The organism is Streptomyces sp. cg35 (genome assembly GCF_050410835.1).
GTDB lineage: Bacteria > Actinomycetota > Actinomycetes > Streptomycetales > Streptomycetaceae > Streptomyces.
In genome coordinates this window covers 86678-107023 of record NZ_CP191268.1, presented here as the reverse complement: position 1 = coordinate 107023, position 20346 = coordinate 86678, and the positions used below count along the sequence as shown (strand labels likewise).

The 20346-nt window shown below is 67.9% G+C and carries 17 protein-coding genes and 2 pseudogenes; 8 read left to right on the top strand and 11 right to left on the bottom strand.

Features of this window, described 5'->3' with window-relative positions; all coding sequences use genetic code 11:
• Positions 1-37 precede the first annotated feature (37 nt).
• From ACQUQD_RS00515 to ACQUQD_RS00500, 4 genes are read right to left on the bottom strand one after another with little or no spacing between them, the layout of a single operon-like run.
• Positions 38-1366, bottom strand: coding sequence for a maltokinase N-terminal cap-like domain-containing protein (locus ACQUQD_RS00515; protein WP_428949880.1), 1329 nt, complete (start codon positions 1364-1366; stop codon positions 38-40).
• A gap of 6 nt (positions 1367-1372) precedes the next feature.
• Entirely contained in the window at positions 1373-3097 is a 1725-nt protein-coding gene (gene treS / locus ACQUQD_RS00510; protein ID WP_428949879.1) for a maltose alpha-D-glucosyltransferase, read from the bottom strand.
• A 56-nt stretch (positions 3098-3153) separates the two neighbouring features.
• The gene (locus ACQUQD_RS00505) at positions 3154-5124 is read right to left on the bottom strand and encodes a maltotransferase domain-containing protein (protein WP_428949878.1); all 1971 of its coding nucleotides are present in this window, start codon (positions 5122-5124) and stop codon (positions 3154-3156) included.
• Positions 5125-5160: 36 nt separating this feature from the next.
• Positions 5161-5400: a DUF5133 domain-containing protein gene (locus ACQUQD_RS00500; protein ID WP_428949877.1), complete on the bottom strand. Its 240-nt coding sequence runs from the start codon at positions 5398-5400 to the stop codon at positions 5161-5163.
• Between the two features lie 287 nt (positions 5401-5687).
• Between ACQUQD_RS00500 and ACQUQD_RS00495 the strand changes: the two genes are divergently transcribed.
• Entirely contained in the window at positions 5688-6170 is a 483-nt protein-coding gene (locus ACQUQD_RS00495) for a pep a2 (protein ID WP_428949876.1), read from the top strand.
• Positions 6167-8245: a glycogen debranching protein GlgX gene (gene glgX, locus ACQUQD_RS00490; RefSeq protein WP_428949875.1), complete on the top strand. Its 2079-nt coding sequence runs from the start codon at positions 6167-6169 to the stop codon at positions 8243-8245. Before ACQUQD_RS00495 ends, glgX begins: the two co-directional genes overlap by 4 nt.
• A gap of 54 nt (positions 8246-8299) precedes the next feature.
• Here the strand turns inward: glgX and ACQUQD_RS00485 are convergent, their stop codons facing one another.
• Together ACQUQD_RS00485 and ACQUQD_RS00480 are read right to left on the bottom strand one after the other, a co-directional pair.
• On the bottom strand, positions 8300-8923 hold the full coding sequence (locus ACQUQD_RS00485; RefSeq protein WP_428949874.1) for a hypothetical protein: 624 nt from the start codon (positions 8921-8923) through the stop codon (positions 8300-8302).
• Positions 8924-9012: 89 nt separating this feature from the next.
• Positions 9013-9750: an SDR family oxidoreductase gene (locus ACQUQD_RS00480; protein WP_428949873.1), complete on the bottom strand. Its 738-nt coding sequence runs from the start codon at positions 9748-9750 to the stop codon at positions 9013-9015.
• 270 nt (positions 9751-10020) lie between these two features.
• Between ACQUQD_RS00480 and ACQUQD_RS00475 the strand changes: the two genes are divergently transcribed.
• The gene (locus ACQUQD_RS00475; RefSeq protein ID WP_428949872.1) at positions 10021-10830 is read left to right on the top strand and encodes a hypothetical protein; all 810 of its coding nucleotides are present in this window, start codon (positions 10021-10023) and stop codon (positions 10828-10830) included.
• Here ACQUQD_RS00475 and ACQUQD_RS00470 read toward each other — a convergent pair.
• The 3 genes and pseudogenes from ACQUQD_RS00470 to ACQUQD_RS00460 all read right to left on the bottom strand — a co-directional run.
• Positions 10814-11652, bottom strand: a pseudogene (locus ACQUQD_RS00470) (IS5 family transposase); the annotation flags it as partial. The gene ACQUQD_RS00475 and the pseudogene ACQUQD_RS00470 overlap by 17 nt on opposite strands.
• Positions 11653-11742: 90 nt before the next feature.
• Entirely contained in the window at positions 11743-11982 is a 240-nt protein-coding gene (locus ACQUQD_RS00465; RefSeq protein ID WP_428949871.1) for a hypothetical protein, read from the bottom strand.
• Positions 11983-12282: 300 nt separating this feature from the next.
• Positions 12283-15036, bottom strand: coding sequence for a DUF6585 family protein (locus ACQUQD_RS00460; protein WP_428949870.1), 2754 nt, complete (start codon positions 15034-15036; stop codon positions 12283-12285).
• Between the two features lie 129 nt (positions 15037-15165).
• Between ACQUQD_RS00460 and ACQUQD_RS00455 the strand changes: the two genes are divergently transcribed.
• Complete coding sequence (locus ACQUQD_RS00455) at positions 15166-15621, top strand: VOC family protein (RefSeq protein ID WP_428949869.1); 456 nt, start codon at positions 15166-15168, stop codon at positions 15619-15621.
• 437 nt (positions 15622-16058) lie between these two features.
• On the top strand, positions 16059-16736 hold the full coding sequence (locus tag ACQUQD_RS00450) for a DUF4232 domain-containing protein (protein WP_428949868.1): 678 nt from the start codon (positions 16059-16061) through the stop codon (positions 16734-16736).
• A gap of 168 nt (positions 16737-16904) precedes the next feature.
• Here ACQUQD_RS00450 and ACQUQD_RS00445 read toward each other — a convergent pair.
• Positions 16905-17036: pseudogene (locus ACQUQD_RS00445) on the bottom strand (transcriptional regulator); the annotation flags it as partial.
• A 359-nt stretch (positions 17037-17395) separates the two neighbouring features.
• Here ACQUQD_RS00445 and ACQUQD_RS00440 point away from each other — a divergent pair.
• The 3 genes from ACQUQD_RS00440 (at position 17396) to ACQUQD_RS00430 (ending at position 19502) form a co-directional block, all read left to right on the top strand.
• Complete coding sequence (locus ACQUQD_RS00440) at positions 17396-17884, top strand: hypothetical protein (protein ID WP_428949867.1); 489 nt, start codon at positions 17396-17398, stop codon at positions 17882-17884.
• 302 nt (positions 17885-18186) lie between these two features.
• Positions 18187-18930 carry an SAM-dependent methyltransferase gene (locus tag ACQUQD_RS00435; protein WP_428957407.1) on the top strand — a complete coding sequence of 248 codons (744 nt, stop codon included), beginning with the start codon at positions 18187-18189 and terminating at the stop codon, positions 18928-18930.
• A gap of 284 nt (positions 18931-19214) precedes the next feature.
• Positions 19215-19502 carry a hypothetical protein gene (locus tag ACQUQD_RS00430; protein WP_428949866.1) on the top strand — a complete coding sequence of 96 codons (288 nt, stop codon included), beginning with the start codon at positions 19215-19217 and terminating at the stop codon, positions 19500-19502.
• Positions 19503-19711: 209 nt separating this feature from the next.
• Here ACQUQD_RS00430 and ACQUQD_RS00425 read toward each other — a convergent pair whose 3' ends face one another.
• A complete protein-coding gene (locus tag ACQUQD_RS00425) occupies positions 19712-20299 on the bottom strand; it encodes a TetR family transcriptional regulator (protein WP_428949865.1) in 588 nt (195 codons plus the stop codon).
• Between the last annotated feature and the right edge of the window lie 47 nt (positions 20300-20346).

Sequence of the window (20346 nt, the reverse complement as noted above, 5' to 3'; positions counted from 1 at the left end):
CTGCGGAACTCCCTTGCTGCGGTCGTGTGAGGAACGGTCAGCCGACGCGGCACAGGCGTGCGACGGCCGTCATGGGAACGGTGATCCAGTCGGGGCGATGGGCCGCCTCGTAGACGACCTCGTAGACGGCCCGGTCCGCCTCGTGCCCGCGCAGCACCGCCGCGATGGCGTGCGGATCGAACCGCCCCGATTCGGCGTACCCGCTGCAGAACGCGGCGCGCGTGCGCTCGGCCCACCGCGGCCGGGGCGAGGCGCCGACATGGGCCGCGTAGTCGAACGACCGCAGCATGCCCGCCACGTCACCGACCGGGGAGTGGTCACCGCGCCGTTCCGCCGGCGGCTTGGCCGGTTCGCCCTCGAAGTCGACGATGTGCCAGGCGCCACGGGTCCGCAGCACCTGCCCCAGATGGAGGTCGCCGTGGATCCTTTGCAGCGGCAGATCACTGCTCGCCAGCGCGAACTCGGCGAAGACGTCCCTGAGTCGCGGCACGTACGCGCGCAGCGACGGCACGAGGGAGGCCGCGCGCCGCAGGCGATGGGTCATGGCGTCCGCCAGTCGCAGGGCGTGGTCCGAGGGGGCCGCGGTGACGGGGAACGCCTCGGACAGGGCCACGTGCAGTGCGGCCGTCGCGCGGCCCAGGTCCCGGGCCTCCTCGACGAAGTCCGTTCGTTCCAGGGCCGATTCGAGCGCCAGAGTCCAGCCGTCCGTGGCATCGGCGAGGTAGGGCTGGACGACGCCCAGTGTCGCGAAGAACGGGGCGGACGTGTGGAACCAGGCAGTGGGCGCGAGGACCTGCGTGCAGCCGTGCCGCGCCAGGACGGCGGGCACCTCCAGGTCGGGGTTGATGCCGGGCTGTACACGCCGGAAGAGTTTGAGGATGAGCCGGTCGCCGTAGACGATCGAGGTGTTCGACTGCTCGACGTCCAGGACGTGGGGCGTCAGGTGGCTCGGGACGCCTGTGCGCGGGAACGACTCGAAGCGCAGAGTGCCCAACCTGCCGCCCCTGCGGATGCGGTCGAGGAGCAGTGCCGCCGCGCGGTGGTCGTGCACGGCGTCGTACACCAGCAGGCCCTGCCCGGCAGCCCCCTCGACCTCGCCGAGGACGCGGCTCCGCAACCGTGGTGACACGTCGGTGGCCGCGCCCAGCAGCAGCTGGTAGTGGACGCAGTCCTGTTCGCCGCCGTGCTCGACCCTGACCAGCAGGTGGAAGCAGTCGGCCGTGAGTTCCGTCGCCGCGACCACGGACAGGCTCGTGATCTTGTGGTCGCGGCCGGTGAACCACCGCTGGTCGGGCAGCCAGCGGGCCAGAAGCGCGGCGAGCCGCGCGGGTGTGACACCCGGTTCGGTCAGCAGGGGCGTGGTCATGGCGGATCAGGTCCAATCGTGGTGAGCGACACGGGGTGTGAGGGATGTGCCGCGCAGCCGGAACCAGTAGAAGCCGTGTCCTGCGAGGGTGAGCAGGTAGGGCAGTTCACCGATGGCGGGGAACTGGACGTCTCCGATGAGTTCGACGGGATGCCGTCCGTTGAAGGCCTGGAGGTCGAGTTCGGTGGGCTGGGCGAAGCGGGAGAAGTTGTGGACGCACAGCACCAGGTCGTCGCCGTACTCGCGGAGGAACGCCAGGACGGCGGAGTTGGAGGAGGCCAGTTCGCGGTACGAGCCGAGGCCGAACGCCGGGTTCTGCTTGCGGATCTCGATCATGCGTCGGGTCCAGTGCAGCAGCGACGACGGGGAGGACATCGAGGCCTCGACGTTGGTGACCTGGTAGCCGTAGACCGGGTCCATGATCGCGGGCAGGGACAGCCGGCCCGGGTCGCAGGAGGAGAAGCCCGCGTTGCGGTCCGGGGTCCACTGCATCGGGGTGCGCACCGCGTCGCGGTCGCCCAGCCAGATGTTGTCGCCCATGCCGATCTCGTCGCCGTAGTAGAGGATCGGCGAGCCGGGCAGGGACAGCAGCAGGGCGGTGAAGAGCTCGATCTGGTTGCGGTCGTTGTCGAGGAGCGGGGCCAGGCGGCGGCGGATGCCGATGTTCGCGCGCATCCGCGGATCCTTGGCGTACTCCGCGTACATGTAGTCGCGTTCCTCGTCGGTGACCATTTCGAGGGTGAGCTCGTCGTGGTTGCGCAGGAAGATGCCCCACTGGCAGCTCGACGGGATCGCCGGGGTCTTGGCGAGGATCTCCGAGACCGGGTAGCGGGACTCCCGGCGCACCGCCATGAAGATGCGCGGCATGACCGGGAAGTGGAACGCCATGTGGCACTCGTCGCCGCCCGACTGGAAGTCGCCGAAGTAGTCGACGACGTCCTCGGGCCACTGGTTCGCCTCGGCGAGGATCACCACGTCCGGGTACTGGGCGTCGATCTCCTTGCGGACCCGTTTGAGGAAGTCGTGGGTGGCGGGGAGGTTCTCGCAGTTGGTGCCCTCCTCGGCGTACAGGTACGGGACCGCGTCGAGGCGGAACCCGTCGATGCCGAGGTCCAGCCAGAACCGCAGCGCGGCCAGGATCTCCTCCTGGACGGCCGGGTTCTCGTAGTTGAGATCCGGCTGGTGGGAGAAGAAGCGGTGCCAGAAGTACTGCTTGCGCACCGGGTCGAAGGTCCAGTTCGAGGCCTCGGTGTCGACGAAGATGATCCGCGCGTCCTGGTACTGCTTGTCGTCGTCCGCCCAGACGTAGTAATCGCCGTACGGCCCCTCGGGGTCGGAGCGCGACTGCTGGAACCACTCGTGCTGGTCACTGGTGTGGTTCATGACGAAGTCGATGATGACGCGCATCCCGCGCTGGTGCGCCGCGTCCACGAACTCGACGAAGTCGGCCAGGTCACCGAACTCCGGCAGGGCGGAGATGTGGTTGGCGACGTCGTAACCGCCGTCCCGCAGCGGCGATTTGAAGAACGGGGGCAGCCAGAGCGCGTCGACCCCGAGCCACTGGAGATAGTCCAGCTTCGCCGTGAGGCCCTTGAGGTCACCGACACCGTCTCCGTTGCTGTCGTAGAACGAGCGCACCAGCACTTCGTAGAAGACGGCACGCTTGAACCAGTCCGGATCCCACCGCCTGTCGGGAGTGGGCGGGGTCAGCATCGGTTCATGGACGGTCATGGTGATCTCCCTCCGTTGCCGCGTCCTTGCGCGTCCTGGCAGAGCGGGCCGGGTGTTCAGTCGAAGGTGAAGATGTGTGCGGGTGACTCGCCAGGAACCAGGCGGACGTAGTTGGTGGCGCCCCAGGTGTAGGTCGCGCCCGTCAGTTCGTCGCGTACGCGGAACGAGGCGTCAGGGGCCAGGTTCAGGTGCGCGCAGTCGAGCGACACCGTCGCTTCCTGCGTGTGGTGCGGATCGAGGTTCACGACCACCAGGACCGTGTTCGAACCGCTGCGCTTCGAGTACACGATCACTTCGTCCTTGTCGGCGTGGTGGAAGTGCACGTCGCGAAGTCGGCGAAGGGCCGGGCTGCGGCGCCTGATGTCGTTGAGCGCGCTGATCAGCGGGGCGATGCTGCGTCCCTCGCGCGCGGCCGACTCCCAGTCCCGTGGCCGTAGTTCGTATTTCTCGGAGTGCAGATACTCCTCGCTGCCGGAACGCAGCGGAGTGTTCTCGCAGAGTTCGTAGCCGCTGTAGACGCCCCAGGCGGGCGAGAGCGTGGCCGCCAGCACCGCCCGCAGCTCGAAGGCCGGGCGGCCTCCGTCCTGGAGGAACCCGGGCAGGATGTCGGGCGTGTTCACGAAGAAGTTCGGTCGCATCACCGCCGCCGACTCCCGAGCCAACTCCTCCACATAGTCCGTGAGTTCGCGCTTCGTGTTGCGCCAGGTGAAGTACGTGTACGACTGCTGGAAGCCGACTTCGGCCAGCGTTCGCATCATCGCCGGACGGGTGAACGCCTCGGCCAGGAAGATCACGTCGGGGTCGGTACGGTTGATGTCCGCGATGACCTGCTCCCAGAAGACGACCGGCTTCGTGTGCGGGTTGTCCACCCGGAAGATCCGCACTCCGTGCGCCATCCAGTGCCGCAGGATCCGCGTTGTCTCCGCCACCAGTCCCAGCATGTCGCGGTCGAAGGCGATCGGGTAGATGTCCTGGTACTTCTTGGGCGGATTCTCCGCGTACGCGATCGACCCGTCGGGCCGGTGGCGGAACCACTCCGGATGTTTGTCCACCCAGGGATGGTCCGGCGAGCACTGCAGCGCGAAGTCGAGGGCGATCTCCAGACCCACCTCCCGCGCGCGTGTCGCGAACGCGTCGAAGTCCTCCAGCGTCCCCAGACCCGGATGCACCGCGTCGTGCCCGCCTTCCGGCGAACCGATCGCCCAGGGCACCCCCACATCATGAGGATCCGGCGAGAGCGTGTTGTCCCGTCCCTTGCGGTGCGTCGTCCCGATCGGATGGATCGGCGGCAGATACACCACGTCGAAACCCATCTCCGCGATCGCCGGTAGGCGTCGTGCCGCCGTCCGGAACGTCCCGCTCACCGGTGGCTTCCCGGCCTCCAGCACCGCCCCCTCGGAGCGCGGGAAGAACTCGTACCAGGACCCGTACAACGCCCGCTCCCGCTCCACCAGCAACGGCAGCGGTTCGCTCTCGGTGAGCCGCTCTCGCAAGGGATGGGACTCCAGTACGGCGAGGACCTCCCGCACGGTCGTCGCCGCCAGCCGGTCACCTGCGTCACGGCGCCCGTCGCACAGCACGTCGAGGGCGGTGCGCAGCGTGGCCGCGGCCGGGGCGTCGTCGGACGTGCCGGTAAGGATCCGTTCCAGGAGCACGGCCCCTTCTTCGAGCGTGAGGTCGGTGTCCACGCCGGCCTGCACTTTGACGGCGGCATCCCGTTGCCACGTGGCCACGGGATCGCACCAGGCCCGGACGCAGAAGCTCCACGTGCCGGGCGCGGACGGGGTGACCTCCGCGCTCCAGCGGTCCTCGCCCGGGCTCGTCTCACGCATCGCGCGGTACTCGGCACTGCCGCCGGGATCACACAGCACGGCCTGAGCACGGACGACCGCGGATCCTTCGACGAACACCGTGGCCGTGACCGGGAAGGTCTCACCGACGACGGCCTTCGCCATGCCGAGGCCCCCTTCCACCCGGGGGCGTACCCGCTCGATCGACACGGGCACGGGATGCGGCACCGTCGTCATCCGTCTCACCTCTCGCGTTGTGCACGGCAGTTGGGGTCACACGAGGGTCGTCGTCGCGGTCCGCTCGCGCATACCTTCGGCCCGCAAGCGGCGTTCCGCCGTCACCGCGGCCTCCCGGCCGCACCGCTCGCCGGTCACGGCGCACAACGCCCCTGCGGCCCGCTCGAACCGTGCGCGGACATCGGCGTCGGCGGGAGCGGCGAGGAAGCGGCGCTCCCACTGGCGGTAGCGCCGCAGGCGCCGGCCGAGCTCCGTGTCGGTACGCGATGCGTCCATGGCATCCGTCGACCTCCTGGGCTCCGCGCCGCCGGGCCCGATGGGCCCGCACACCGTGCACGGAGAGGGAGCGGCCGGTCACACGCGGCAGCTCCTCCACCATCGTGCGCGGCCGATCGTCATCCGTCCTGTTGAGCCCAGCGTCACGAGACGAACACGCTCGTGTTGCACGAATGGAGTAGTGGGGCGAGGCTGAATCCTGACTCTCGAACCAGCAGTGCTCACGCTCCGTGCGCACGGCCCCGTCGTGTCGACGGGCGCGAGCTCCGCGATGAGGAGCAGAAACCATGAACCGGACAGTGCCCCGCTACTACCACGTCGAGGTGGATCCCGAGCCGGAGCGCGTCGGCCAGATGCAGCGCATCGTCGCCGCGCACCTGCGGTACTGGGGGCTCGAGAAGCTGGTGACGCCCGCGACCCGGGGGGTCGGGCTGCTGATGGAGGCCGCGGTGGGCGGGGGCCCTGTGACGATCGAGACGTGGTGGACCGGCCAGCACTTGATCACCGCCGTGTCGCATCAGGACGCCGCCGGAGCCGACCAGCGGTCCGCCGCTCTGGCCTGCCTGAGCCGTATCGCGGCACTGAGCGACGGCTGGGGCAGCTGCACCACGCACGCCCGGCGCATCGTCTGGTTCTCCCTGCGCAGCCGGAACAGCGTCCGCGAGCCGCTGGCCCCGAAGCGTCCTGTCCCGTCCGCGGGCGCCGAGCGGCAGGTGCCGCGTGCCGTCCCGACGGCCGACGGACCGCTGACGGCCGGGGCGGTTTCGTGACCGCACCCGTGCGCACCGGCCGCCCCTACCCGTTGGGGGCGGCCTACGACGGTCACGGCACGAACTTCGCCCTGTTCAGCGGCGTGGCCGACCAGGTGGATCTGATCCTGGTGGACCCCGATGGCTCCGAACGGACCGTGACACTGCCCGACGTCGACGGATTCGTCTGGCACGGCTACGTGCCCGGCATCGGTCCCGGGCAGCGCTACGGCTACCGGGTCCACGGCCCCTGGGAACCGACGTCCGGACATCGCTGCGACGCCTCTGCCTTCCTGCTGGACCCCTACGCCCGAGCGATCCACGAGCAGGCCGCCCCCGACGGCGGCTTCGCCCAGGGCCTGTGCGGAGTCGTCGTCGACCCGGCCTTCGACTGGGAGGCGGACGAGTCACCCCGGCACCCCTACACCGACTCCGTCATCTACGAGGCGCATGTGCGTGGCCTGACCCGCACACATCCAGGGGTACCGGAGGAATTGCGCGGCACGTATGCCGGCCTGGCCAGTCCGGCCGTCCTGGACCATCTGACATCCCTGAAGGTGACGGCAGTCGAGCTGATGCCGATCCACCAATTCGTCCAGGACGGTTTTCTCCTGGACCGAGGGCTCTCGAACTACTGGGGCTACAACACCATCGGCTTCTTCGCGCCCCATCACGCCTACGCCGCCACCGGCACACTCGGCCACCAGGTCGACGAGTTCAAGGGCATGGTCAAGGCCCTGCACGCGGCCGGGCTCGAAGTGATCCTCGATGTCGTCTACAACCACACGGCCGAGGGCAACGAGAACGGCCCCACGCTCTCCTTCCGCGGCATCGACAACGCGTCGTACTACCGGCTTTCCGACGAGGACTTCAGCCGCTACTACGACACCACAGGCACTGGCAACAGCCTGCTGATGCGCCACCCCAACGTCCTTCAGCTGATCATGGACTCGCTGCGCTACTGGGTCACCGAATGCCACGTGGACGGATTCCGCTTCGACCTCGCGGCGACCCTGGCACGACAGTTCCACGAGGTCGACCGGCTGTCCGCCTTCTTCGACCTCATCCAACAGGACCCCGTCATCAACCGCGTGAAGCTGATCGCCGAGCCCTGGGACGTCGGCGACGGCGGCTACCAGGTAGGGAACTTCCCGCCGCTGTGGTCCGAATGGAACGGCAAGTACCGCGACAGCATCCGCGACCTGTGGTGCGCCCGCGAACATTCACTCCCGGAGTTCGCCGCCCGCCTCACAGGCTCCGCCGACCTGTACCAGCGCGATCGGCGCCGGCCGCGCGCCAGCGTCAACTTCATCACCGCGCACGACGGATTCACACTGCGCGACCTGGTCTCGTACGACTCCAAGCACAACGAGGCCAACGGCGAGGACAACCGCGACGGCGAGAGCAACAACCGTTCCTGGAACTGCGGCGCCGAAGGCCCCACCGACGCTCCCGACGTGCGCGCGCTGCGCTGCCGGCAACAGCGCAACTTCCTAACAACCCTCATGCTGTCGCAAGGCATCCCCATGCTCAGCCACGGCGACGAAGTCGGCCGCACGCAGGACGGCAACAACAACGCCTACTGCCAGGACAACGAACTGACCTGGATCGATTGGAACCTGAGCGACGAGGAGTCGTCCCTGCTGGACTTCACGCGGCGGCTCGGTGAACTGCGCACCGCGCATCCCGTCCTGCGCCGGCGCCGCTTCTTCCAGGGCGAGGTCGCCCCGCACGAGTGGCAGGGGCTGCCGGATCTGGTGTGGCTGCGCCCGGACGGCGCCGAGATGACGCACAAGGACTGGCGATGGCCCGATGCCCACGCGCTGGCCGTCTTCCTGAACGGGGACGCGATCACGGAGCCGGACCCCTGCGGCGACCGGGTCGTGGACGACTCCTTCCTCATGCTCTTCAACTGCTATTGGGAGCCGATGGAGTTTCAGCTCCCCGGCCCCGCGTACGGAGTGTGCTGGACCACGAAGATCGACACGGCGGAGCCGGCCGGCGAGCCCGACGAGAAGGAACACAAGGCTGAGGCACTCCTTCAGGTCGAGTCACGCAGCCTGGTCGTGCTGTCACGGCCGTCGGTCGACACATAGCGTGGTTGTCGCCGGTGCTGTCGCCGGCGGCATCCCGGGCACGGAAGGTTGGGTTCACTGGAGAGCACCGATGCGCCTGCCCTCGTCGAGCAGGGCCCTGACCAGGGCGGAGTTCGCACCCGGCGCCACGAACCAGAGGGGTGCGGCGGAGCGGCTTCTGAACATTTCGATGCGATGGCAGCCCACAACGAAACCCACCACCGTCGTCTGCTGCACACCCGTCACCTCGCTCCACGCCACGGAGTCGCGCACCCGGCCGAATCGGCTGGTGACGGCCACGCCCTCCGCACACAGGTAACACCTGTTCACACCGGACCAGGCCGTCATCCGCCGCCATCCGAACTTCAGGGCGTACACCGCGGCCACCACGGCTGTCGCGACAGCGGCATTGCTATCGACCGCGGACGGGTTGACGACCGTAGCCACGAGCAGGGCGCCCCAGCCAAGCAGCAAGAACCCCCGTAGCACCTGCATCATGGCGCCTGTCGCAGGATTGATGACGGCGTAATCGCCGCGGATCTCACCGAGCCCCATGCCAGCAACCCTGTTGCGCACCGAAGCCCCCCGGTCGAAGCCGAATCCGCGCATATGACGTGCGCGCGGCAAGACATGGCATACCCGCGCCGCCGGTACGTCGAACAGGGTTGGCGAGGTGAGTTCCTGGTGCCTTATCTCCAAGTCTCCTTAACCATAAGGCAGTTGCCCTATGTGGGCCGCGGACTCACCATGCTCGGTCGCGGGCCAGGAGTGAGGGCGACTGCCCCGGCTCAGGCCTGCTGACCGGTGGCGGCGAGGACGATCTCGCGGACGCACACCTGGGGCGGCTGTCCGTAGGCGAACGCCACGGCCTCGGCGACCGCCTCGGGGGCGAGGGCGCCGCCCGCGGACTCCTTCCACGCCTCGTAGTCCGTCTTGATCTGCTCGTCGCTGGTGTGTGAGAGCAGCTCCGTCTCCACGGCCCCGGGCGCGATCGTGACGACTCGGACCCCGCGGTCGGCGACCTCCTCGCGCAGATTCTCGGACATGGCGTGCACGGCGAACTTCGTTCCCACGTACGCGGTGTGGTTCGGGAAAGTCTTGCGGCCCGCGACCGAGCTGATGTTCACGATGGTGCCGGCGCGGCGCTCCAGCATGCCGTTCAAGACGGCGTGCACCCCGTTGAGCAGGCCCCGCACGTTCACATCGAACATCGTGTCCCACTCCTCGGGCGACTGCCGGTCCATCTGCCCGAGGAGCATCACCCCGGCGTTGTTGACCAGGCCGTCCACGGGACCGTACGCCGCCTCGCCCTCCGCGACCGCCGCCGCCACCGCCTCGCGGTCCGTCACGTCGACGGCCCGGCACAGGGCGTGCGGAAGCCCGAGCTCCGTCATCCGTTCGGCGCGACGGGCGAGCAGCAGCAGGGCGTGGCCGCGCTCCGACAGCAGTCGTGCGGTGGCGGCGCCGATACCGGAGCTGGCCCCGGTGACGACGACGAGCGGCCGGGTGGGGGCGGAGGTGGTCATGCGGTTCTCCTGTACGCGGGTATGGCGCAAGGCCGGGGGCTTCCAGGAGATCACCGGCTGAGGCGTCGCGCGCGTTGTGCGGCGCGGACGTCGTCCCCAGGACGCCGGACGAGGAGCGGCCGCTGGGGGAGTGGCTTACAGCGCCTAACAGAATGAGGTGACGCTGCTCTCGCTCCAGGTAGGAGATGGGTGCCCGACCCCTCGACGTCGAGCTCTATGAGTATCCGTACGGGTAGCAGCGGTTCGTGCGGCTAGCGAATCATGGCCGTCATGGCGACCACCTTCTGGATCTTGATACTCGTCCTGGCTGTTCTTCTGGCTACTGTCGCTGCGGCCTGGCTCGGCCTGCCGGCTTTGAGTCGACAGCAGAGATCCTGGATACGTCGTGTGTTCGGGTTACCTTTCACTATCACCTTGGTGCTTGTTCTCGCAGCGTGCGGGCGCGCGACCAGCGAGAAGACCGTGCGCAAGCTGGCTGGCAGTCCTGAAGCCCTGAAGGCACGGCAGGAGGTTGAGTTGGCCAGTCGGGACGTCATCGCCGTCTGGGACGCCGAAACGCCGCTCACGCTGGGGCTGGTTGTTCTGGAAGACGTGTGTGTTGGCGGGAGCGCGAAGGAGCTGTTTTTTCCGACAGGCTCCGACAGGTACAAGATCAAGTGCACCATGTCCGTTGCTGCCTACTTTGGGGCAGATCCCCGCAGGATGGCCGACACCATCGACGGAGTGCTCAGCGCAGGAGACCGTACGGGACCTCCCATCCCCTTCGACCACGACTTCCACTACGCGCGCGCAGTCGTCGACTACTACCGCGGGAAAGCAGGCGACCCACAAGGACCAGGAACCGGGGAACCAACAGAGCTCTTCAGCGCAGGCACCATCACTCTGAGCTGGGACCAGGTGCGCAGTGGGAGCACAGGTGAGGTGATTGAAGAGCCTCGCTCATGTAGCCCCCATGATCCGCCAGTGCGACGTTGCCTCAGAGAGCCCGCCTCGACCAGCGTGGCGGATCTGCGACGCGAGTACGGGATGGTCTTCAAGATCACTATGCCCGTCACGAACTACTTCACCGTCTGGAAGTAGCCAGATTTGTCTCACGGGCCGGCATCGGCCCTCGCAGTGAGCCGATCTGTCGATGGGTGATGAGGCAGCAGGCGAGTTTGCGGAAGGCTTCGTGGATGTCGGCTCGGCGTTCCCAGCGGATGCGGATGCGTTTGAAGCCGTGGAACCAGGCGAAGCTGCGTTCGACGACCCAGCGGTATTTGCCCAGTCCGGTGCCATGGGGGGTGCCGCGGCGGGCGATAGCCGGGACGATGCGGCGCTGGCGGACCTGATCGCGGTAGATGTCGTGGTCGTACCCGCGGTCGGCGAAGAGTGAGTCCGGCCTACGTCGCGGATGCCCGACCCGGCCCCTGATAGCTGGGATGGCGTCGATCAGGGGCAGGAGCTGGGTGACGTCGTTGCGGTTGCCGCCCGTGAGGATCACGGCGAGCGGTGTGCCGTGTCCGTCGGTGATCAGGTGGTGTTTCGATCCGGTTCGGCCGCGATCGACCGGACTCGGTCCCGTCCGGCTCCCCCATTTATGGCCCGCACGTGGCTGGAGTCGACCACCGCACGCGACCAGTCGAGACGGGCCGCCGCGTTGAGTTCGGCCAGCAGTACTTCGTGCAGTTGCTGCCAGACGCCCGCCTCGTTCCAGTCCCGCAGTCGCCGCCAGCAGGTCATGCCAGAACCGAAGCCCAACTCCTGCGGCAGGTACTCCCACTGGATGCCGGTGTGCAGAACAAACATGATTCCGCACAGCACCTGCCGGTCCGGCAGCGGCTTGCGTCCAGGATGCCGAAACCGACGTTCCTTGCGCGGCAGCAGGGGCTCGATCCGCTGCCACAGGTCATCCGACACGATCCACGGCGAAGTCCCCATTCCCAGACAACGCCCGACTCCTGACGCGGACACGGCTAACAGCGCCGATCCGCGTCATCGTGTTAGCCGTTGTTACTCCTCCGGGGTCGGAGGATGCCGAACGGTCTGTCTGACTTGCTTCTCGACCTCGTACCGGTTGAGGTCGTTGCGCGCGGCGTAGTCGGAGACCGCCGCCTGGGATTTCGCCGCCGCTGCGAACCAGACCTCGCGTTGCTTCTCGCGTTCGCCGTCGTCGAGGTGTTCCAGTTTCCGGCCCTCGTCGTCGGCCGCGCGCTGCAGTTCGAGCAGCTCATCAGGTAGTTCGCTCGCCATGAGCGGATCTTAGGACTCGATGCGTTCGAGTTCTCCCCTTCGCCGCCGGGGTCGTTCGTAGTGTCCGCCTTCGGAGTAGTAGAGCCACGGGCGGCGACGCATCCGGCGGTACATCTGAAGGCGGGGGCGCCGGCGTCCGGGCTCAGTGTCTGAGCAGCCACACGACTCGGTCCCACGACCGCACGTGGTAGAAGATCGGCACGCCGGCGAGCGTGGTGGCCGGAACAGTGGACCCCGCCGCGTACAGCGCTGCCGCGCCGCCGAAGAGATCCCCTCTCCGTCGGGGCCGGCGATTCCGATTCAGCGGCGGCCGCCGCCTCCGGTGCCTCCGCCCGTGCTGGATCCGCTGTTCGGGGAGTTGACGCAGCCGGCGCACGGGCCCGTGCCCTGCTGCAGGTACCGGTGCTGGTTCGCCAGGTCGATCGCGGGTGTCAGCGAGGTGTCCTCGCTGGGGACACCGATGCCGAATCGGCCGTAGAAGGCGAGCAGGCTGGCGTCGGCGCGTTCGACCATGGCCCGGGTGCGGTCGTAGGCCACTGTGGTCAGGCGGCGGACGTCGATGCGTACGAGCTGATCGCCGTCGGGCGGGGGCTCGCCGATGCGTTCACCCCACCGGTGGAAGATCTTCTTGACCGGGCCGTCCTCCACCAGCCCGCCGAGGTACTCCTTGACGAGTTGCACGGCTTGGTTGTCGCCCAGGTCGAGGGCGTCGAAGGTGCGGGTGATCGCGAGGGAGGCGAGCTCGGCGAACCGGTCGGTCTGTCTCTCCCGCTCCGCGGTGCGCTGTTGGCTCTCGTCGAGCTGATCGAGTTGTCCGTTGAGATCGTCGGTCTCCGGTGTCCGGGAGGGCTGGGGTGGCGCCGGGTCGTCGGGAGCGAGAGTGCCGGCCTGGAAGCGGCCGACCTGCCGAGCGATGTCCAGCGCCGTCCGGTTCACGGGTCCGCCAGGTGGCGAAGGCGCGGCTCGGTGCGCGGCAAGGATCACGGCTCTCACCCGGGCAGCGGTCCGGGGATGCAGCGTGACCTGCCGGTAGATCTCCTTGTACGCGGCCGCGGCGCCCTCGGCGTACTGCCGACGCTGCACTTCGAGCGTGTATCTCTTGGCTACGGGCTGTTTCCAGGTCCCCTCGGTCACAGGAGCGAGAACGACGACGAACAGCAGGCCGACCATGATGCCGATGTTGATTCCTGAGAGGGACCGCCGTCCGAAGTTGGCACCGAGGCCCAGGGGGAGCCGGGCTCCGCCGAAGCGGGCCGGGCGCAGTCGCCGTCTGACCCGCGCGACATGGTCCGGCCAGCGGAGTGTGACGTAACTGCCGACAGCGAGCAGCGTGTATGCCGCCAGCCAGTACAGCCAGTGCACTTCCGTCAGCCCTTGGACCTTCTCCAACAGGGCGCGTGCGACTGTGACTTGGGGTGGCGTGAACGACAGGACGTTTGCCAGCCACACCATCAGCAAAGTCAGCACGAGGCCGAGTTCCACCGATACGACGATGTCGGCCACCGCCTGCACCGTCGGACGCGTGGAGTCCTTCAGCTTTCGCCAGCCGCGCCAGGAGAGCCAGACGGCGAACGGGAAGAAGAGGCCGGCAGCCGGTGTGACGGTCAGTACGTCGCCGGAGACGAGCTGCTCGACGGCGAGGACGACCAGGAACACCCCAGGGAGGTGCGGCAGATGCCGTACGACCAGGCGCTCGGACGTGCCGCACCACTTCACCGCGAGCAACAGGGCCCAGCCGCCGAAGAAGAGCAGCGCCACCAGCGGGACCAGGCGGGAGGGGAATTGGAGGAACAGTACGAGGAGCAGTGCCGGCGGGGCAGTAAGGACCAGTGCTAGGGCGGTCGACGCGACGTACCGTCGATGCCGGATCCAGCGGATCAGGGGCTCGATGAGGAACTCGCCCACCACTCTCGGCGCAATCATGACGGCTGCCGCGAGGACCAGGCCGAAGGCCGCCCCGACAACTCCGCCGAGAGCCGCCGCGCAGACGGCGAGGAGTACGGACCCCAACCCGTCGATGTCGTGCCGGGTGCCGAGGCGCCAGGCGGCCCACGCGCCCACGCCGAAAGCGACGTACAGGGCCAGTAGTTCTGGTATGTCGCCGGTCGTCTCCTCGTCATCGCGGGGCGTGGGTGGGGGTTCTGGTGTGGGCGTGAGTGTGGGTGTGGGTCCGGTTGGAGTAGGTGCGGCCGGAGTGTGTGCGGCTGGAGTGTGTGCGGCCCGTGCCCTGCGTCCGTGCAGTCGGCCGGAGAGGTCGAGGAAGATGTCCAAATTGGGTATCTGGTATCGGGGTTTTACGTAGTGAGTCGGGAAGTCGCTTCCTCGCGAGGTGATGGAGAGATTGCCTTCGGCCGTGAGGGAGAGCGAGTCGACATCCTCCCAGGTCGTGAAGTCGTCCCGGCCGCGCCTGCGCCGGACGGTCAGCCTGTCTCGGCTCAACACGATGTCCCCGAAGGGGACTTCACCGCCGGCCAGAGCGGTCTGGGTGATCGACGCCAGCTGCGCGTTCCGGACGCCCTCCAGGATCGCCCTGCCCCACTCCTCCTCCTGCGGGAGTTGGGCGCCCCTGATCGCTGCACGGGCGCGAAGACCACGGATCTTCACCCCGTTGAGCAAGGGCCCACGGTGCGCTGCTCCGAGGGTGACGACCGTCCCCTCGGCATTGGACAGCTTGTAGCGATTCCAGGCGTCCGTGAAGACCGTGGTCGACGGCCAGGGGAAGATCGTCTCCGTACCGTTGGCCGCGATCGCGACGAGACCGTGCTCGTAGAGGCGGAGCTCCACTTTTGTGTGCCGCCAGTACCACAGAGCCCTGACAGTGAAGGGCCCCAGCAGCGCCAGCCCGCCGACCACTTCGGCCGCAGCTGTTCCCTCCCAGTCGAAGAACACACCGAGGAGGATCGTCAGGAGACAGGCCAGGGCCGAGAAGGGGAGCAGCCGCAGCAGAAGCAGCACGTACGCTGAAGGCTTCTTGCGCTGCGGGCGATAGGTGTGGCGATGGCGCCCCAGCCCCGGGCGCTCCGTGTCGGCCTCCGCGCCCGTAGTCTCATCCATCTCGCGAAGTGTTCCGCACAACACCGCTTGAATGAAAGCCAGTTGAGCTTGCGCGGCACGATGGCGTTGCAGCACAGTCCTGCTGCCAGGCCGCGCATCACTGTCAGAGGTGTCTGTCAGGCTCTGGTTATGGACATGACGCTGCAACTGACGATCGACTGTGCCGACCCGCAGAGGCTGGTCGCGTTCTGGAGCGAGGCTCTGGGATACGTACCCGAACCTCCACCGGGCGGCCATGCCACGTGGCGGCAGTACTGGGCAGCCATGGGGGTGCCCGAGGAGGAGTTGCCCGTAGGTGCGGGCGACATCCCGGAGTCGATCGTCGATCCCGCAGGACAAGGGCCCCGGGTGTGGTTCCAGCAGGTTCCGGAGCCCAAGGCCACCAAGAACCGCATACATTTCGACCTGAAGGTCGGCGGCGGGCGCGACGTCCCGTTGGCGGTCCGTAGGCAGCGGGTCACCACCACAGTAGAGAGACTCGTCAAAGCCGGTGCCAGCGTGCTTCGGATCGCGGATGAGCCGGACTCGGGGCAGTACGCCGTCCTGCTGCAGGACCCGGAAGGCAACGAGTTCGACGTTGTGTAGGAATACGGCATCGACGCAGGAAGGCGCGGATCCTGCGGGAGCCGCATGCCTTGTCGGCACGAATCGGCAGGGGCGGGTGCGTGGGCGGCCCGGGCCGAGCCGGGGCACCCGCATCCGCTTAACCACTTCCTTCACTGGCAGGTCGCCAGGCCGCCAGAGTGCCTGCGGTCAAGCGCTGTCGGGTTACGGATTCGTCCCAGCGGACGGTGGCTGCGAACAGTCGCGGAGCCCCGGTGGGAGCAGCCTTCCACACCGGCCGGCGGCGCGCTGCCGGCGATGGCGCTACGGGTGCCTCTCCGTGCGTGTAACAGGAATGTATTAGCGAGCGGCTGGACGGAACGTGCCCCCGGACCGTGCCGCTCTAGGTGATCAGAAACGTTCGCTCGTACCGACACGGAACGAGCGGCCGGACTTTCGATCGATACGGGGATGAATCAATGCGCGTTCGCAAGCTGACCTTTGCCGCCCTGGCCGTTGCCGCGGGGCTCTCGCTCACTGCCTGTCAGAACGACGATGGCGACATGGGGAAGGGCGAACCGTCGTCGGCAGCCACTGCGTCGTCCTCGGACGGTGGTTCGGGCTCGGGCAGCTCCGATCAGGGAAGCGGGAAGGACTCCGGGGGGAAGAACTCGGGCGGGCAGAGTTCCGGTGGGAAGGGCACGGCCGCCGGGACCGGCTCCCACACGAACAGCAAGGTCGGCAAGTGCCGCACCGACCAGCTGGAGATCACGGCCTCGGACAACACCATCGATGGCGACCCCGACAACACGGTCGCGGTGACCTTCAAGAACAAGAGCGGCCGCGACTGCGCGATCTCGGGATACGCGGGCGTCGACCTGAAGACCAACTCGGGCGCGCTGTCCGCGAAGCGCACCGGTGAACAGGCTCCTCAGGGCATCCTCAAGAACGGGGAGTCGGTGGCTTTCGGCATCCACTACCCGAGCAACACGTCCGGCGGCTCCGGTGTCCGTATCACGGGGCTTGTGGTGACCCCGCCGGACGAGACGAAGTCGGTCACCCTCGCCTGGCCGGGCGCCGCCACGCTGCCCGTGACGGACGGCTCCGGCAGCCCGGTGCAGGTCGGCCCGATCGGAAGCGCCGGTCAGGGCGGCTGACCTCCCTGTCGCCCCGCGGCAGCTGTCGGCCGGCGGCTGTGGGTCGAACGCAGCGTTGGGAGGCGCCACCTTCGGCCCGGGTGCGAGTGGCTCCCGAGGTACGCCAGGTGCGGCCGTGGGGCAGTCGGGTCCGGGGTGCAGCAGCAGGACTTCCAAGCCGCTGCCGGGCACCGGGAATTTCTCGACCAGCAGGTCCATGGGCCCGACCCGGGGATGTCGTCTCCTGAACGTCACGTCGTGCGCGGAACGCACATCCTGACGCCCGCACAACTGACGGAACCGGTCACTCTTGAGCGACAACTCCCCGAGCAGTGCGTAAAGCCGCTCGTCGTCGTCGAGCAGACCTTCGCGCTACTCCACCAGTTCCAGCGCCTGGCAATGCGATGGGAACAAGGCCTCGAACTCCACGACGCCTTCGTCTCGTTGGCCTGGAGTCTTATCTGCTGGCGACGACTCAAGAAGACCCAGCCATGATCGCGTTACGAACGCGACGGGAACCGCAGTTCGGGGCGAGCGCTTTCACGTAGCCCGTCGCGCACACGCCCTTGAAAGGGGGAGGCGCACTGTCGATGTCCTCGGCGTCGAAGTGCAGCTCGCGGGTAAGCCGAAGGCGGGAAAACCGGATGCGTTGGTCGGCCTGAGCCGCTTACCGTTTGCTCATGCAGGTCGTCTTCACCAAGGGCCCGGGAACCAGCTACCGCATCGCCGTGCAGCGCGACGCCGGTCCTGCTCTCGCCCCGCGCAACGGGCCGGGAGGCCATGACTATCTCCCTCATGACCTGGTCCATCTGCTCGTCGAGGCAGAGGCAGGGATCGAGCAGGGGGTGTTCGGACAGCTTGCCGCTGGTGACAACGGCATGTTCTGGCCTGCCGACCCGGCGGAGCGCACCAAGGCACTGCGCCGCCGCAAGATGAAGCGGACCAGATCCTCCGCGCGTGAGCGCGCCGACATGATCAGGTCGGAGGAACTGGCGGGCATCACACTGCCCGTGTGGGAAGTACGCCGCGGCCACGCCGCGGACCTTCCGGCCTACGTCACGGCGCAGCACATCCCGCCGGTCGTCGATCGGATCGTGGCTCGCTTCGACGAATACGCCGAGCGCTGGCACGCACTTCCGGTGGGAGGAACGCTGAACGTGACGTGGTGAGCGTGGCCGGCCACCGGCCACGCCGAGCCTGCGGCACTGATCGATTCGTGAGCAGGCTGACTGCCACCCGCTCAACCTGGATCCGCTCCACACCGACGCCATGGGGATAGGCCGTGCGTGACGTGTGAGCAGTCAGTTTCGCCGCCGTCGGCTGCGGCTCCCGGAACGACACCGCTTCTTCGACCCCCGATGCCAAGAAAGAGTCGAACACCGCCGCCCCGCAAAAGGCAGAAGCGATGGACGTGACGCTCGGTGTGGAAATGAAGATGCGTACGGTCTTGCGACGGTGTCAGGCTGCGCCAATGAACCGCGAACAGATGTCACGGATCGCGCATGCCAACCATCCGATCAAGTCCCCGCTCGACGACGATTCGGTGCGCGCACTGCTCGAGCACGGAATCTCCCGACAGGACGCGCGTGTGCTCGACCTCGGTTGTGGGGGAGCGGAGTGGCTCCTTCGTGCCCTGGCCACCAGTCCTCGCCTGCATGCCGAGGGCGTCGACATCTCTGAAGACGCACTGGCGCAAGCTCGTGAGGCGGCAATCGGACTGGGCGTTCAAGAGCGCCTGACTCTCCACCGTCAGGCAGCAGCCGACTTCTCCTCCGTGCACCCGTTTGACTTGGTGTTGAGCGTCGGGGCCGCCCATGCCTTCGGTGGACTGCTGCCCACTCTCGCGGCGGCACGCAAGCATCTGGCTCCGGGCGGATCCGTCCTGGTCGGTGACGGATTCTGGGAGAAGGAGCCTTCTCCTGAGGCCGTGGAGATGTTGGGCGACTTCGCGGACCTGGCGACCACCTTGGACCGTGTGACCGCTGACGGCTGGACGCCCGTGCACGGCCACGTGAGCACCCGCCGGGAGCTGGACGACTACGAGTGGGCGTGCTGGGGATCGCTGGCCGCATGGGCCTTGGACCACCCTGATGATCCGGACAGCTCCGAAGCCCTCTCCACAGCCGCCACCCGCCGCTCAGAATGGCTGCGTTCTTACCGGGACAGCTTCGGCTTCGTCTGCCTGGTATTGCGCCGGACCTCCGACCGACCTTGACCGGCTCCAATCCGTAGGACCCTGAGGTGCCCGAGGCAGTGGCGTGCCCCCACGAGACCCAGAACCTGAGACCGAGCTATCCGACGCGAGCGTGAAGAGCTCGCCCACGACGGACGACGCGTTGCCCGGCCCGGCGGTGGTTCAGCCCACCACTACCGCGGTCCCCGCTGCCCGCACGGCCAGGCGGAGTCGCGTGGCCTGTTCGGGGGCGGGGATCGTGACCAAGGCGGGGCTCAGGGGTTGAGCAGGCGATGTCCTGTCGTCCTCTCATCAAGGAGACCTTCATGCGTATCCGTACCGCCACGGGCGCCGTCGTCCTGGCCCTGGCCGCGTCCATCGCCTGGTCAGCCCCGGCCCTCGCCGCCGACCCCGACCCCGGCACCGTCGTGCTGTCGAACGAGGCGTACGACAGTTTCGCCGGCGCGGACGACGACGAGCAGGAGCTGATCCTGACGAACCCGTCCTACCGTCAGGCGTGGCTCTTCTGCCTGCGCTCCACGGAGCCGAGTCATGTCGAGCGGAACGCGTGGGGCCGGGGATACGTGTGCATTCCGGACGGGGCGGTTCAGTAAGGGCCGTTGTAGAGCGGTTGTTGTGATTCCGCAGCGTGGAGCGCCCGTGCCGGCCATGGGCGCTCCACGAAGTGGAGGCGCTCGCGCCTGAGCCAGCTGTACGGGCGTCCGACGAGCTCGAGGCCCTCGATCTCCGCAGCGCCCGGTCAGCGGCGCTGCAGTGTCGGCGGGGGAGGGGCCCGTGCTGATGCCGACCGTGTCAGCCGGCCTCAGGCGGGGGTGGTGGCTCCCCGGACGCAGTCTCGGAGCAGGGCCCGGCGCTGTTCGTGCACGGCGTCGGGCTCCTCGCTGGTGGCCGCGTACACGTTGCTGACCGGCGACCAGGCCATGGACATGGCGATCACCATGGCCATGATGTCGAACGGGTCGCCCGCCCGGACACGTCCGGCCGCCTGGGCCTCGGCAATGGCCGCCAGTTTGCGGTCGTCGTAGCGCTCACGGGTGTCGACCAAGTGCCCGTCGGGCCGACGCTCCAACCGCGTCCAGGTCGCGAGCCGAATCAGATCAGGGCGGCGCAGGTACTCGTCGTAGAGACGCACGGCCCAGTCCGGAAGATCGTCGGCGTCGATCGGCACGACATTGGTGATGCGCTCCAGCGAGCCGAGGAAGATCGCATCGAAGAGCTGGTCCTTGTCGCCGAAATAGGCGTACAGCTGGGCCTTGTTGGTGCGGGCTGCCTTCACTATGCGTTCGATGCGCGCTCCGGCGATGCCGTGCTGCGCGAACTCTTCGGTGGCGGCATCCACGATGCGCTGATACGTCGCCGCACCACGCGCGGTCTGGGGTTGTTCCGGCATGTGCCGATTCTACTCAACAGAACAGTCGGTTTGTTCAGGGCGCCCAA

What these genes read in the sequence shown, in the direction of transcription:
- ACQUQD_RS00435 (WP_428957407.1), top strand. Translation starts at nt 18,187, where the DNA reads ATGAACCGCGAACAGATGTCACGGATCGCGCATGCCAACCATCCGATC.
- ACQUQD_RS00505 (WP_428949878.1), bottom strand. Translation starts at nt 5,124, where the DNA reads ATGACGACGGTGCCGCATCCCGTGCCCGTGTCGATCGAGCGGGTACGC.
- ACQUQD_RS00480 (WP_428949873.1), bottom strand. Translation starts at nt 9,750, where the DNA reads ATGACCACCTCCGCCCCCACCCGGCCGCTCGTCGTCGTCACCGGGGCC.
- ACQUQD_RS00425 (WP_428949865.1), bottom strand. Translation starts at nt 20,299, where the DNA reads ATGCCGGAACAACCCCAGACCGCGCGTGGTGCGGCGACGTATCAGCGC.
- ACQUQD_RS00440 (WP_428949867.1), top strand. Translation starts at nt 17,396, where the DNA reads ATGCAGGTCGTCTTCACCAAGGGCCCGGGAACCAGCTACCGCATCGCC.
- ACQUQD_RS00465 (WP_428949871.1), bottom strand. Translation starts at nt 11,982, where the DNA reads ATGGCGAGCGAACTACCTGATGAGCTGCTCGAACTGCAGCGCGCGGCC.
- ACQUQD_RS00475 (WP_428949872.1), top strand. Translation starts at nt 10,021, where the DNA reads ATGGCGACCACCTTCTGGATCTTGATACTCGTCCTGGCTGTTCTTCTG.
- ACQUQD_RS00460 (WP_428949870.1), bottom strand. Translation starts at nt 15,036, where the DNA reads ATGGATGAGACTACGGGCGCGGAGGCCGACACGGAGCGCCCGGGGCTG.
- ACQUQD_RS00515 (WP_428949880.1), bottom strand. Translation starts at nt 1,366, where the DNA reads ATGACCACGCCCCTGCTGACCGAACCGGGTGTCACACCCGCGCGGCTC.
- treS (WP_428949879.1), bottom strand. Translation starts at nt 3,097, where the DNA reads ATGACCGTCCATGAACCGATGCTGACCCCGCCCACTCCCGACAGGCGG.
- ACQUQD_RS00450 (WP_428949868.1), top strand. Translation starts at nt 16,059, where the DNA reads ATGCGCGTTCGCAAGCTGACCTTTGCCGCCCTGGCCGTTGCCGCGGGG.
- ACQUQD_RS00455 (WP_428949869.1), top strand. Translation starts at nt 15,166, where the DNA reads ATGGACATGACGCTGCAACTGACGATCGACTGTGCCGACCCGCAGAGG.
- ACQUQD_RS00430 (WP_428949866.1), top strand. Translation starts at nt 19,215, where the DNA reads ATGCGTATCCGTACCGCCACGGGCGCCGTCGTCCTGGCCCTGGCCGCG.
- ACQUQD_RS00495 (WP_428949876.1), top strand. Translation starts at nt 5,688, where the DNA reads ATGAACCGGACAGTGCCCCGCTACTACCACGTCGAGGTGGATCCCGAG.
- ACQUQD_RS00500 (WP_428949877.1), bottom strand. Translation starts at nt 5,400, where the DNA reads ATGGACGCATCGCGTACCGACACGGAGCTCGGCCGGCGCCTGCGGCGC.